Annotated in this window: 9 protein-coding genes; 4 read left to right on the top strand and 5 right to left on the bottom strand. The window is 71.4% G+C overall.

Annotated elements, in window-relative coordinates:
* Nucleotides 1-90: 90 nt before the first annotated feature.
* Nucleotides 91-1,653, bottom strand: a complete 1,563-nt coding sequence (locus tag G4D86_RS11505) for a Dyp-type peroxidase (RefSeq protein ID WP_163992665.1) — start codon at nucleotides 1,651-1,653, stop codon at nucleotides 91-93.
* A complete protein-coding gene (locus G4D86_RS11500; RefSeq protein WP_163992663.1) occupies nucleotides 1,592-3,193 on the bottom strand; it encodes a hypothetical protein in 1,602 nt (533 codons plus the stop codon). The genes G4D86_RS11505 and G4D86_RS11500 overlap by 62 nt, the downstream gene beginning before the upstream one ends.
* 299 nt (nucleotides 3,194-3,492) lie before the next feature.
* Between G4D86_RS11500 and G4D86_RS11495 the strand changes: the two genes are divergently transcribed.
* Nucleotides 3,493-7,557 (top strand): protein kinase domain-containing protein, encoded by a 4,065-nt coding sequence (locus tag G4D86_RS11495; protein WP_163992661.1) that lies wholly within the window; start codon nucleotides 3,493-3,495, stop codon nucleotides 7,555-7,557.
* A gap of 84 nt (nucleotides 7,558-7,641) precedes the next feature.
* Entirely contained in the window at nucleotides 7,642-8,301 is a 660-nt protein-coding gene (locus G4D86_RS11490) for an RNA polymerase sigma factor (protein ID WP_163992659.1), read from the top strand.
* 4 nt (nucleotides 8,302-8,305) lie between these two features.
* Here the strand turns inward: G4D86_RS11490 and G4D86_RS11485 are convergent, their stop codons facing one another.
* Together G4D86_RS11485 and G4D86_RS11480 are read right to left on the bottom strand one after the other, a co-directional pair.
* Nucleotides 8,306-9,127, bottom strand: coding sequence for a GNAT family N-acetyltransferase (locus G4D86_RS11485; protein ID WP_338050602.1), 822 nt, complete (start codon nucleotides 9,125-9,127; stop codon nucleotides 8,306-8,308).
* A gap of 37 nt (nucleotides 9,128-9,164) precedes the next feature.
* Nucleotides 9,165-10,820 carry a vWA domain-containing protein gene (locus G4D86_RS11480; RefSeq protein ID WP_240360192.1) on the bottom strand — a complete coding sequence of 552 codons (1,656 nt, stop codon included), beginning with the start codon at nucleotides 10,818-10,820 and terminating at the stop codon, nucleotides 9,165-9,167.
* Between the two features lie 526 nt (nucleotides 10,821-11,346).
* Here G4D86_RS11480 and G4D86_RS11475 point away from each other — a divergent pair.
* Nucleotides 11,347-12,393 carry a hypothetical protein gene (locus G4D86_RS11475; protein ID WP_163992657.1) on the top strand — a complete coding sequence of 349 codons (1,047 nt, stop codon included), beginning with the start codon at nucleotides 11,347-11,349 and terminating at the stop codon, nucleotides 12,391-12,393.
* Between the two features lie 15 nt (nucleotides 12,394-12,408).
* On the opposite strand, the gene G4D86_RS11470 is transcribed toward G4D86_RS11475, so the two are convergent.
* Nucleotides 12,409-12,612 (bottom strand): hypothetical protein, encoded by a 204-nt coding sequence (locus G4D86_RS11470; protein WP_163992655.1) that lies wholly within the window; start codon nucleotides 12,610-12,612, stop codon nucleotides 12,409-12,411.
* Nucleotides 12,613-12,897: 285 nt separating this feature from the next.
* Between G4D86_RS11470 and G4D86_RS11465 the strand changes: the two genes are divergently transcribed.
* Nucleotides 12,898-13,557: a LysE family translocator gene (locus tag G4D86_RS11465; RefSeq protein ID WP_163992653.1), complete on the top strand. Its 660-nt coding sequence runs from the start codon at nucleotides 12,898-12,900 to the stop codon at nucleotides 13,555-13,557.
* Nucleotides 13,558-13,619 lie beyond the last annotated feature (62 nt).

Below are 13,619 nucleotides of genomic sequence, written 5' to 3'. Positions count from 1 at the left end.
GGTGACCATGGATGTTGATGCCCCCCTGCCCATCCGAGTCTGCCACAACGCGCGCGAGGTCCAGCATGAACGGCCCACGACTCGCGCACGTCAGCCGCGCGGCGCCGCGCCCAGGGCCGCGAGGAAGCGCAGCGCTTTCAGACTCGGCATAAAAAAATACCCGCCTCCTCTGGTGGTCACGAAGCGCTGGAGGTCGGCGACGCATTGGCGTACCGGTTTCTCGGGGATCAGCAGTCTTCCGCCGCCGTCTCCGGACAGAGGGTCCTCCGCGCCCTCCACCCCTCCGAGCTGGTCAAAGTGGACCCAGCTGCGCTGGATGAACTCGAACTGGCGGTTCAGGCTCGCGTTGAGCGCGAGGAAGAGGAGCCCCTTTCCGCCGCCGTCTTCGTAGCTGAAGCCGCGGCGCAACAGCCGGTGGCGCCGCGTCACCTCCATCGAGGCCTCGCGCGAGGGAGGCAGGGCGTCGCGCGGGTTGCACCGTCGCGCGTGCGCGGTCACCGGGCAGCCGAAGCCGTGCGGGTCATCGCGCGCGTACAGGAAGCCGTTGTCCACGTCCTTCGCGCTGCTGCGCGACACCACCGGCGGCTTCGCCTTGTCTCGGAAGAGGAACGGGAGGAAGCGGTGCAGCGGGCAGCGCTTCGCGGACGTGAGCGGAGCCCCGTTGCGCCAGCGGCCCACCAGCTTCGCCGCCAGCCACTCGCGGCGATTCTCCTGCGTGCCCTTCGGCGCGAGCGCGGCGTTCCTGTCGAGGAAGCGCTCGAACTCGCGCACGTCCTGCTCCAGCTTGCGCACCACGAGGTAGCTGCCGTTGTGGCCCAGGTCCCGCCACTCCGCGTGGCCCGGGCTGTTCCGCAACACCTCGGTGACGTCGAGCCGCCGCGGCACGCAGGGCGACACCGGATACTCCTCGTACTCGTTGGCATGGCCGAGGATGAACTCCCCGCGCTTCAAGGGCCGGTCATAGTCGCGAGGGTGTCCGCCTGGCTCCTTGAAGCCCTCGAGGCGCGGTTGCGACAGCCCGTCCAGAAAGCCGAAGTGGTCGCGGAAGTAGCCGGGTGGGTCATCGGGCCGCTGCTCACGGTGGCCTCGCTGCACGTGGACCTTTCGCAGGCCCTGCGCGGTCGCGCGCATCTCGTGGTCATGGAGCAGTCGGTCCATCCGCTCGCCATCCGAGGCGTAGAGCAGCAGCAGCACGTGGAGGTCGTCCTCATGGCGCGTGCCGCCCAGCTCCCATCGGTCCGGGTCATTGGCCTCCACGTCGCGCAGGTGCTCGCGCGCGCGGCGTGCCATGCCCTCGCGCAGCTCGAAGGGAAGGGTGGCCAGCACCTCCTCCGGCAGCCCGAGTGTCGCGAGGCCCCGGTGGGACAGCGCGACGTTGACGCGCGAGTAGTGCTTGCCCTGCTCGCGCGCCCGGCGCTCGTGCTCGCGCGGGTCCGAGGAGGTGATGGCATCGCGGGCCAGCTCGCCGAGCCACTGACGGCAGCGCTCCGTGTCGTCGATGCGTAGGAAAAGCATCGCCAGTTCGCGCATCTCGCGGTAGCCGTGCAGCAGCAGGCCCTGCACGTCGTTCAGGTCGAGCTCGGTCGAAGGCTCAGGCGACGGCGTGCTGCCCCGGGACGAGGTGCGGCCGGAGTTCAGGTGGGTTGAGTACACGGGGCTTCCTCCAGGGCTCTCGCCACCGCTCACGGAGGGCGGCGGAGAGCGCGGACAGCGAGTGGCTGAGCAGGGCCGGGACGCGCAGCAGCGCGCGGCCGGGATTGCAGGCGCCCCGGGACAGGAACGCGCTGAAGGCCCGGCGCGCGGCCCAGTCCCGCAGCGGCCGGTCGAGGTGCTCCCGCGCGAGCAGCTCCCGCAGCCGGAGCGCGTTGTGCAGCAGGAGGACGGAGTGCCGCTGGTAGGGGCCGCCGTCCAGGGCGGCGCTGTACCAGACGCGGGTGGGGAACTCGTGCCCGCGCAGCCACGCCTTGAAGGGCTCCACGGGCAGCCGCAGCTCCCAGCCTCCCCACCGCTTCCGCCGGGGGAAGAGTCCCCGCGTCTTGTCGGGGAACCCGTCCGTCCGGCTCCAGATGAGCTCCAGGAAGGCACGCACGTCCGCGTGGTCCACGAACGCGTCGATGTACGCCTCCCAGCTGTCGTCGTAGTTGCTGAGGAAGATGAGGTGGTGCGGCCCACCGTCCCCGTCCGAGTGCAGCAGCCAGCGCGCGCAGTGGATGGTCTGGATGTGGTTCAGCCCCACGACGTAGCGGCTCAGGCGCTTGTCCACGCTGGGCAGCGAGGCCTCGACCAGCTTCACCGCCAGCGGGCCTCCGGTGATGCGGGCCACGTGCACCATCGGGTTCTGCACCATGGCGTCACTGGGAGGTGGAGGACTGCGCGTCGCGGTCAGCTCCGGTGCGCACGGGCTGTAGTCCCTGGGAGGCCGATTCGCGCCGGCCAGCCACAGCCGCAGCCGCAGCCACATCACCCGGGGAAGGGAGTGTGCGTATCGCTGGAGGGGATACGCCAGCGTGGCGAGGGCCGCGGCGCGTCGCGCGGCGGTGAGCCGCTGGCCCCAGCCCGCATCGAACACGGTGGACGAGACGGACAGCGCCACGTCGCGCAGCTCGCTGTGCAGGTGCGGCAGCTCGCCACGTCCTCCGCGCCAGGGCGTCTCCGCGAGCAGGCGGGCCCGCGCGTCCAGGTGCCGGTTCACCTCGCGCAGCACGTCCACTGCTTCACGCAGTTCCTCCGGCGCCTCGAAGCGATAGACGAAGTCCACGTGCCGCGTGGTCGCGTCCATCCGGTGCCGCAGCAGGTACGCCTCCACCGCGTCGGGGTCCTCGAGCCCTTTCACGGGATAGTCGCGGCAGGCGCGATAGAGGTCGTCGAACACGGTGGCGGCGCGGGCCCCGTGCGCGCGCAGGTCCGAGAGCCAGGAGATGAGCCCGTGGACGAGCCGCCCGTCGAGCTGGAGCGGGGCTCCATCGTCTCCCGGCACGGTGAAGTCGGCGGCGAAGAGGAGGCGGAGGTCCTTCGCGGCTTGCGCCGGCTCGGGCGCTGTCAGGTCGATGATGGCCCAGCGCGCGAAGTGCAGGCCGGGCACGCCGGAGAAGAGCGCCGTGCGCAGCCGCGCAGCCTCCGCGAGCGAGCGCTCGAGGGCCGGGAGCGCGTCCGGCTGGAGGCGCGTGATGACGGTGGCTGTGCCATGGCGCATGGACGTCCCCCCTGAGCTTCGGACTCCCTCGGAGCGAATCACCGTGCCACTGATGTGACGCCGGCCGGGGCCGGGGAGAACGGCGCGGCACCAGGGCCGCGCCCGCTCGACCCGCCCCGGGGAACGAGGGCAGGCAGGTGCGGCGATGCCTGCCCTGGACCCGAGGGTGATGCGAGCCCCCGTGAGTGGGAGGACGGCCAGGGCAGCCACCAGGCGTTTCCTTGTTGTGCCCGGACACCATTCCTAACGTGAACAGGGGTGGCCGCCGGGCGCGAGCCGTGACCGGGGGGAATTCGGCGATGCCAGACTGGACCGGTGACGAGAACAGCCGTGAGCGCACCGCGTCGGGGCAGGACCCCGACCTGGAGGCGCTCGACCGCGAGGACTTCGAGGACAGCTTCCTGCGCAGCGTGGCGCGGGCCTCGGTGCCCCCACGGCTGCCCGTGCCCGGCATGCGGCTGGGAGACCGGGACGGAGGGCGCTACGAGGTGCTGGAGGAGCTGGGCGGCGGCGCCATGGGACAGGTCTTCCGCGCCCGGGACATGGTGCTGCAACGCTCCGTGGCGCTGAAGTTCCTCATCCCCCACGAGTCGCTCGCCGAGGCGCCGATGCTCGCCCTCCTGCGACAGGAGGGCCGGGCGATTGCCCAGCTGGACCATGAGCACATCGTCCGCATCTTCAACGTGGACGTCTGGAGCAGCGAGCCGGGAGAGCCCCCGGTCCCCTTCCTCGTCATGGAGTGCCTGGAGGGCGAGTCCCTGTCCGCGCTCCTGCGGCGGGGGCGGCCAGGGCCGCGCAAGGCGATGGAGATTCTGGACGCGGTGGCCGCGGGCCTGTCGCACGCGCACGAGCACCACATCGTCCACCGCGACCTCAAGCCCAGCAATGTCTTCATCACCCGCAAGGGCGTGGTGAAGATTCTCGACTTCGGCCTCGCGTGGCTCGCCGCCGCGAGCGCACCGCCCGACGTGTCGCTGTCCACCGCGGGCACGCCTCCGTACATGTCCCCCGAGCAGTGGCGCGGCGGAGCGCAGGACGCGCGCACGGACCTGTGGTCCGCGGGCATCCTGCTGTTCGAGATGCTCACCGGCGAGCCACCGTATTCCGGCAACCCGGAGGAGATTCGTGCGCGCGTCATGTCGCCGGACCCGGCGCCCTCGGTGCGCGAGCGCGTCCCGGTGCTGCCGGAGGCGGTGGACCGGCTGCTGGCATCGCTGCTGGCGAAGGCTCCGGAGGAGCGGCTCGGCTCGGCGGTGGAGTTGCGCGAGCGGCTGCGGCAGGTGGAGGAAGGGCTCGCGCCCCGCCACCGGATGGCGAGGACCGCGGCGCCGCAGCGGCGGCAGGTGACGCTGGTGGCGTGCCGGCTCGCGGACGTCGCGGGGCTGACGGCGAGTCTGGACCCGGAGGACGTGAGCGAGCTGGAGGCCACCTTCCACCGGAGCTGCTCGGAGGTCATCCAGGAGCACGGCGGCTCCGTCGTCCTGTGCGTGGGCGAGGAGGTACTCGGTTGCTTCGGTCATCCGGTGGCGAAGGAGGACGACTCGGAGCGCGCGGTGAACGCGGGGGTGCGCGTGGCGTCGGCCCTGGCGCCCGCGCTCCAGGAGTCGCTGCTGCTACCCCCGGGCCGTGAGCTGGCCCTGCAGGTGGGCATCCACACGGACATGGTGGTGATGGACGGCGCGTCCATCCAGGGCGAGGCCCCGCGCATGGCCACCTGGCTGGCGCGGCAGGCGCCGCCGGGCACGGTGTACCTCAGCGACGCCACGCTGGCGCTGGTGCGCGGCGCCTTCGTCACCCAGCCCATGGAGCCCCTGCACTTCACCGGCCTGTCCGGCGTGCGCGACGTGCCGGTGCATCAGGTGCTTCGCCCGCGCCGCGCCGCGAGCCGGTTCGACCGCAAGCTGGTGGCGCGCCCGCTCACCCCGCTGGTGGGACGGCGCGCGGAGCTGCAGTGCCTGCTGGGCTGGTGGGAGGAGGCGCGGAGCGGGCACGGGGTGTGCGGCCTCATCTCCGGCGAGGCGGGCATGGGCAAGTCGCGCCTGCTGCGCGAGGTGCGCGAGCGCGTGCCGCCCTTCACCGCGCTCCGGCTGCGGTGCCAGTGCTGGCCCCAGTCGAGCACCAGCGCCTTCGCGCCCATCATCGACCTGCTGCGCCACCTGCTGCAGCTGGACACGCAGGGCACGCCGACGCAGCACAAGGCGCGGCTGGAGGCGGGGCTGGGCGCGCTCGGGCTGGGGCACCAGCGCACGTGGGTGCTGTCCGGCCTGGTGGGCCTGTCCGGGACGGAGAGCGCGCCGCACCTGCGCTACACGCCGGACCGGATGAAGCAGGAGACGCTGGAGTCGCTGACGGCCCTGCTGCTGCGGCTCGCGGAGGAGCGGCCGGTGCTCGCGGAGGTGGAGGATCTGCACTGGGCGGACCCGTCCACGATCGAACTGCTGGGTGTCCTCCTGGAGCGGCTGCCGCGCTCGCGCACGTGCTTGCTGCTCACCGCGCGCCCCGACTTCCGCCCGCCGTGGCCCAAAGGCCCGAGCATCCGCCGCCTCTCGCTGGAGCGACTGCCGGCCGCCATCGCCGGAGAGCTGGTGCGCAAGGCGGCGGGACGCCAGGAGCTTCCCTCGGAGACGGTGGCGCGCCTGGTGGCCCGCACGGACGGCGTCCCCCTCTTCGCGGAGGAGCTGACGCGCACCGTGGTGGAGCGTCCTGTTTCCGAGTCGGAGCCAGCGCGCGCGCTGGCCTCGTCCGTGCCGCTGTCCCTGCGCGAGCTGCTCCTCACGCGGTTGGACCGGCTGCCCGCGTCGCAGAAGGAGCTGGCGCAGCTGTGCGCCGTGGTGGGGCGCGGCTTCTCGCAAGCGCTGCTGTCCTCGCTGTCGGGCAGGGGCGACGCGGCGCTGCGCCAGGACCTGTCCGGGCTCGTCGCGGAGGGACTGCTCCAGACCGAGGAGGGAAGTGAGCCGCGGTTCAGCTTCCGGCATGCCCTCATCCAGGACGCGGCTTCGGACTCGCTGCCCCGGCACCAGCGGCGGCAGTACCACCGGCGCGTCGCCCGCGTGCTGGCGGAGCAGTTCCCCGAGCTGTCCGACGCGCAGCCGGAGCTGCTGGCCTGTCACTACACGGAGTCGGGGCAGGTCGAGGCGGCGCTGCGCTGGTGGGTGCGCGCGGGCGAGCTGGCCAGCCGCCGCTCGGCCAATGTGGAGGCCCTCAGCCACTTCTGGCGGGCCGTGGAGCTGCTGCGCATGCTGCCCTCCACGCGCGAGCGCGCTGGGGAGGAGCTGAAGCTGCTCATCGCGCTGGAGCTGCCACTGGTGCAGGTGCAGGGCTACCACTCGGCGGAGGGCGAGCAGGTGTACACGCGGGTGCGCTCGCTGATGCGCGAGCTGGAGGAGGACCTGCCCCGGTTGGATCCGCCCTACTGGGTGCCCTACGCCTACGCCTTCGCGCGGGCGCGGTGGGACGAGGCGCACGAGGTGGCGGAGCGATTGGTGCGGCTGGGCCGCCGCCATGGCCAGAAGGAGCTGCTGGCGCTGGGCTACCGGATGATGGCCACCGACTTCTTCACCTGGGGCCAGGTGCGCGCCGCGCTGGAGCATGTGGAGCTGGCGCTCGCGTTCTCCGACTTCGGGCTGGAGCAGCACCAGGCGCTGGCGGTGAAGCACTGGGTCAACCCGCGCGTGGCGGCCCTGGCGTATGGGGCGGTGGTGCAGGCGGTGGTGGACGCGCCGGAGCGCTCGCGCGAGTACGGGCGCCAGGCCCTGCGGCTGTCCATGGACATCGGCCACCACAACACGACGGCCTTCGCGCTGCTGTATGTGTCGCTGGCGTGCCAGCTGCGCCGCGAGCCACGCGAGGCGCTGGAGTTGTGCGACCGCAACATCGCGCTGTCTCGCGAGCACCACTTCCGCCTGTGGTTGGGCTGGGCCTCGCTCATCCGGAGCTGGGCGCAGTCGATGATGGGCAATGCGCGCGAGGGGCTGGCGCTGATGGAGTCGGCCCTGGCGCAGTGGCGGCGCTCCGGCTTCGAGGCGGGCCTGCCGCACAACCTGGGCATGCTGGCGGAAATCCACCTGCTGCTGGGGCAGCCGGACGCGGCGCTGGAGGCGGTGCACGAGGCGCTCGAGCGGGCCGAGTCGACGCGCGAGGTCTCCTACGAGGCGGTGCTGCGGGGGCTGGAGGCGGAGGCGCTGCGGAGCCTGGGGCGGGAGGCGGAGGCGCGTGAAGCGTTCGCACGGGCGCTGCGGGTGGCGGAGGACCAGGGCGCGCTGGGCTACGGCAGGTTGGTGCGGGAGCGGCGGGTTGGCCGCCCGCAGGTGGAGATGCCGCCGTCAGCAGGCGCGCAGGCGGAGGGCCCGGCCTCCCTCGCGTGAGGGAAGCTGGCGCGAGCCGGGATTCGTCACGGCGCGCGCGGGGGGCACTCAATCCGTCGGGGGAAGGCGCAGGAGCGTGACTTGATGACATCTCCGATGATGGATGGAGGCGCGGACGCCGACGCGGCCGCTGCTCGCGAGCAGGTGGAAGCGCAGCTTCACGCGCATTGCCTGCGAGGGGAGTACGGCCAGGCGGTGGAGCTGGCGATGCGCGCCTACGGGCCGGAGATACGCCGGCTGATGGCGTCCGTGCTCCACCACCCCGAGCTGGCGAAGGATGCCTTCAGCCTCTTCAGCGAGAATCTCCTGAAGGGGTTGCCGGGCTTCCGGTGGGAGAGCTCGTTCCGGACGTGGGCGTACCGGCTGGCGCGCAATGCCTGCTACCACCAATTGCACGCGCCGGCGGCACGCGAGCAACCGGTGAGCGAGCCGGCGGCGAACGAGGCGCAGCGGCAGCGCACGGACACCCAGCCCTGGCGGCGCACCGCGGTGAAGGAGCGCTTCCGCGCGCTGCGAGAGGAGCTGGAGCCGCACGAGCGGATGCTGCTCATGCTGCGCGTGGACCAGCGCCTGGCCTGGACGGAGATTGCCCGGGTGATGGCGGAGCCGGACGAGCCCGTCACCCGCGAGGCCCTGAACCGCCGCGCCACCGCGCTGCGCCAGCAGTTCCAGCGCGTGAAGGCTCGGCTGCGCTCGCTCGCGATTGAAGAGGGCGTCATCCCGGCCGACCGGCTGGACTCGTAGGCGACTACTCGGTGCGGCCCGGTGCGGGCGCCAGGTACATGCGGAAGCGTGTCACCGGCCGGTAGCCCATGCGGCGGTAGACGGGCAGGCCGGCGTCCGTGGCGTGCAGCACGGTGCGCTCGAGGCCCCAGTCGCGCCGGGCCGCTGCGAGCGCGTGCCGCATGACGAGCTCGGCGCCGCCCTGGCGGCGGTACGGGGGCAGCGTGGCGACCATGGCGATGTACGCCACGCCGTCCACGCGCAGCACCGACGCACTGGTGGCGGCCCCGCCGTCCCGGCAGCCCACGAAGCCCTGGTGGTCCGGCCCGTAGAGGGACTCCACGGCGAACGCCTCGCGGCCCACGTCGCGCGGCACGTCGTAGCAGGACGAGTTGATGTCGGAGAGCGCCTCGCGCGTCCATGCGTCCCGCACCGGGCGGATGTCGAACGGGGAGGGCGGATGGGCGGGCTCGACCAGGCGCTCGGCCACCATGCCGGTGACGCTCATCGCGGGCTCGAGCCCGTACCAGGCCAGGATGGACTCCGCGCGCTCGCGCACCTGGGGCGTCATCCAGTCGTCGCCCAGCACGAAGGCCCAGCCGTGTCGGCCCTGCGAGAAGTAGCGCGCCGCGGAGGCCGCGGCCGCCGAGAGCGCCTGGTCCGAATCCACGGGCGCGCGCAGGAAGGCCGCGTTCATCAGTGCCCAGGACACGTGGCCCGCGGCGATGAACACCTCGGGCCGCTCCACCACCTCGCCCGCCGGGCTCCCCAGCGCGAGCAGCCTCCAGGAGCCCCGGTACTGCGCATGGGACTCGTCAATCTCTGCTCGCGTGACGGTGGGCATCATGGCTCCTGGGCGGCGGAAGGCAGGAGCCCCGAATCTACTATCTGGCCGCCACGCCTCGAAGCAGGGGCCGGGCCTTTTCCAGCAGTGAGAGGAATTCCTCACGCTCGGCGTTGCCAGCGGGCGTGGCCGCGCGTGCGATTTCGCGTACGGACTCGAAGCTCCAGCGGTCCGCGTGCGGGCTGCGCCGCAGCAGTTCCGCCGCGCCCATCACCGCCGTGGCGAAGCGCAGGTCGGCCTTGGCTTCCTTGAAGGTGCTGGCCAGCGCCGCGGCGGGGAATCGGTACGCGCGCTCCGTGGCGGACTCACCGCGCGGCCGCTTCGCGCGCACGCGCACGGTGGCGAGGCCCTCGCCCGCGCCCGGCTTCAGCTCCACTTCGTAGAGCGCGGTGACGGTGTGTCCGGAGCCAATCTCGCCCGCGTCCACGCGGTCATTGCGGAAGTCGCGGTCCGCGATGTCCCGGTTCTCATAGCCGACCAGCCGGTAGCGCGAGACCTGTGCGGGGTCGAAGTCCACCTGTAGCTTCACGTCCTGGGCAATGACTTCCAGCGTTCCGCCGAGCTGCTCCTGGAAGATGCGCCGCGCGGCGAGCAGCGAGTCCACGTAGTAGTGGTTCCCGTTCCCCTGGTCCGCGAGCTGCTCCATCATCGTGTCCTGGTAGTTGCCCATGCCGAAGCCGACGGTGGTGACGGTGACACCTTCCTTCACGTGGCCGCGGATGCGCTTGAGGATTTCCCCGTGGTTCGTCGAGCCCACGTTGGCATCGCCGTCGGAGAGGATGACGATGCGTGAGAGCGAGCCGCCATCCAGCGTCTTCATCGCCTCCTGGTAGGCCAGCTCGATGCCGGACGCCATCGCGGTGGAGCCGCCCGCGGACAGGTCCTCGATGGCGGCGTGGATGTGCGCCTTCTGCTCCATGCCCGTGGGCGGCAGCACGCGGCGCACGTTGCCCGCGTACGTCACCAGCGCCACCGTGTCGCCGTCGCGCAGGTTGTCCACCAGCATCCGCAGCGCGCGCTTCGCCAGCGGCAGCCGGTCCGGTGACTGCATCGAGCCGGACACGTCCACGAGGAAGGTGAGGTGCGCGGGCTTGCGCTCGGACACACTCACGCGGCGGCCCTGCACGCCCACGCGCAGCAGGTGGCGTCCCGGCGTGTACGGTGAGGGCGCGGCGTCCAGGTGCACGGCGAGCGGGCCGTCGCTCTCGGTGGGCTCCGGGTAGGTGTAGCGGAAGTAGTTGAGGAACTCCTCCACGCGCACGGCTTCCTTCGGCGGCAGTGCACCGTCCAGCAACTTGCGGCGCGAGAGCGTGTACGAGGCCGTGTCCACGTCCACGGCGAAGGTGGACAGCCGGTCCTCGGACGCCGTCACGAAGGGATTCACTCCGTAGTCGCGATAGCCCTCGCCGGAGGAGGAGGTTTCGGAGGCCACGCTCTTGCTCGCGAGCGAGCCTCCGATGCCCTTGCCTCCGAGCGAGATGGAGCCCTGTATGTTCATGACGCCGGTGCCCGGGCCGGGGCCGGCGCGGGCAGAGCCAGCCCCGTAGGCGACAATTCCCATTCCGCGGCCCTTCGTGCCAATCGAGCCGATGCCACCGCCGCCAGAGCCCTTGCCGCTCAGGCCCAGGCCCATCCCACCAGGTGCCTTGTCGCCGCCACCCGCCCCAACGCCGCTGAGTCCGAGTCCATTGCCCATGCGGCCCTCGTCTGCCTTGAAGGCGGCACCAGACGGTGCGGGCGGCGCGGACTTCATCACCGCTTCGAGACGCGGATCCGCACTCGGGGATGCAGCCTTGTTCGCCGCCGGCGCCGTGCTCGGGGCAGCCGCGGCGCTCTGCACCTGCGCAGCGGAGGGTGCGGCCTTTTCACCTTCGCTGCCTTGCGCCTCCTGCTTCGCCTTGGCGGGGAGGGTGGAATCGGACCGCTGTTCCGCGGACCTTGCACTGTCCTCCCGTGAACGGCATCCCGACACCGTGCTCCCCAGGACGAGCGCGCACACGACTCCCATGACGGCCAGGTGCATCCGCCTCATTCACAGCCTCCGTTGTCGCTGATTGGCGAATCCTTCCGACAGCGGCACGCGCGAAAAGGTTCCGGAGATGTCGCGGCGCGGTGTGGACTTCGCCCGAGCGGGCCCGCGTATCCTCCGCGCGGGTCCTCTGTCCACGGCACGCGCCATGAGGCCGGCTCGCCGGGTGGACGCTCCGACCCGGGAGGGGCAGATGCGGGTTTCATGGTTGTGGGCCATTGCCGCGGGCAGCGTGGCGCTCACCGGATGCGGCGTGGACGACGAAGCACCGGAGGACGCGCTCGGCACGGCGAAGGCCCGGCTCGTCGCGGGCTGTGAGTTGTCTTCGGTGGACGGCGACGCGGACGGAGTGGATGACGGGCTCGAGGACTGCCTCCTGCAGCGCCACGCGCCCGTGCTCTACCTGCCCGCGGACCTCGACTGGACGCGCCCGTCCAACGTGGACTGGTACCTCGCCCGCGCGCAGATGCGCTTCCACCATGATGGCTGTCCGGACTGCTCCATTCTCGCGCTGGGCAGCGTCACGCAGACGGCGCTGCTGAACCGCTCACATGGGGAGAAGAACTGGATCTGCTCGCACACGAGCACGCTGCGAAATACGTCCAGCGGCGAGTGGGTGGAGAACGAGACCTTCTTCCTCCAGCCGCCGAGCGACACCACGCACAACGGCAGCACCAACCCGGCCGATTGGAAGATCTACGGCCACGTCTACAAGAACCGGTTCGGAGGGGTGAATCTCCAATTTTGGTACTTCTTCCCGTACAACGACGGCCCTTCGGGCTTCAATCACGAGGCGGACTGGGAGCACGTCAACGTGCGGCTCGCGGCGGACTACTCTGTGTCGGGCGTCCACTTCGCGCACCACGCCAACGTGACGTACTTCGTGGCGGCGGACGTGCAGTGGCTGGACACGACGCATCCGCTGGTCTGGGTGGCGGATGGCAGCCACGCGAGCTACCGCAACGAGAGCACCTGCGACAGCACCTACGAGGAGCTGGGCTGGGGGCTCGACAGTTGTCAGACGAACGCGAGCTATCGCTGGTTCACCTGGGCCGGAGGGAAGGGCACGCGCTCGGGCTACCAGGGGGGCGGCGTCATCAACGTGGGTGAGAAGACCCGCACGCTGAAGGGCCAGGAGTTCCTCAAGTACAACGCGCGCTGGGGCGAAGTGGGCAACAGCTCCAACACCTCCGGCGTGCGTGGCCCGGCGATGCAGGGCAACTGGACTCGCGACACCTGAGCGGTGCGAGGTGCGTCAGTACGGGGTGTTCAAGTCCTCCGAGTAGACGGTGAGCGCCACCGTGCCGCGCTTCGTGCTCCGTCCTCCCGGGTACGTCACGAAGCGAGGCACCATCGGCTGCACATCGCGGAGCCTCCGGTCCGCCCGCCGCGCCATGTCCTTCGCGGCGCAGCGGCGGGCGGAGGACTCCGTCGAGTGATTGTGCTTCGTGCAGAGCATGGGGCTGTCAGGCGGCATAAGGGCTGCGTGCGGGTCGGCAACTCCACCGCGAAGACGTCCACGAGGTTCAGCACGAAATGGTGGTGTACGGCTTCCACCACGGCGCGGTTGTGAGCGCGATGGCGCAGGCCCTGTCACAGAAATCGTGTCACATCCACCGCAAACACGTCGACCCTGTCGGAGACACGCGCGCCACCTGAGGAGAAGCAGCCAGGCTCGGTGGGGTAGGGTTGAGCACCGCTGTTTGCGCGAGGTGGTGCCGGGTGATTAGGTCGGGCCGCCGCCATGAATCCTCCCGGCCCGCTGCTCGCTTCCATCTACGGCCTGTACCTGCTCGCGGTCATCACGCCCGGGCCGAACACGTTCATCGTCACGCGCCTGGCGCTGTCCGCCACGCGCCGGCATGCGGCCTGGGCCGTGCTGGGCATTGCCCTGGGGAACGCGGCGTGGCTCTGCTTCATCCTGGGCGGCGTCGCCGTGCTCCTGCAGCAGCTCCCGGGCGGGATGCGGGCCGTGCGCTACGTGGGCGGGCTGTACCTGCTCTACCTGGGCGTGCGGGGGCTGCTCGCCGTACGCAAGGCTTCGAAGGCTTCAGGGGCGGCTCCGGCCGTGGCTCCGGAGACAGCTCTCGTGGAACGCGCGCTGGCGGGGGAGGAGGCCCGGCCGTTTCGCAGCGGGCTGTTCGCCAGCCTGTCCAATCCGAACACGCTGCCCTTCTACCTGAGCATCCTCGCTCCCACGGCCGCGCCGGGCATTGCCCTGTGGGTGAGCGTGGCGGCGGCCGCGGGCATCGTGAGCATCGCCATGGCGTGGTACGGGACGCTGGCCTGGGGCCTGTCCACCGGGCACGTCCGGCGGGCGTACTCCCGGCGGGAGCCGCTCATCCGCCAGGTGCTCGCGCTGGTGCTGGTGGTCTACGGAATCCGGCTGCTGGTGACGGGGTAGGGCGCGCGCGGCCCGACGAACTGAACGCGCGACACCCGAGGCGTCGCGCGTCCTGGAACGCT

The organism is Pyxidicoccus caerfyrddinensis, assembly GCF_010894405.1.
In the GTDB taxonomy this organism is placed as follows: Bacteria; Myxococcota; Myxococcia; order Myxococcales; family Myxococcaceae; genus Myxococcus; species Myxococcus caerfyrddinensis.
This window is presented reverse-complemented; position numbering and strand designations above follow the sequence as displayed.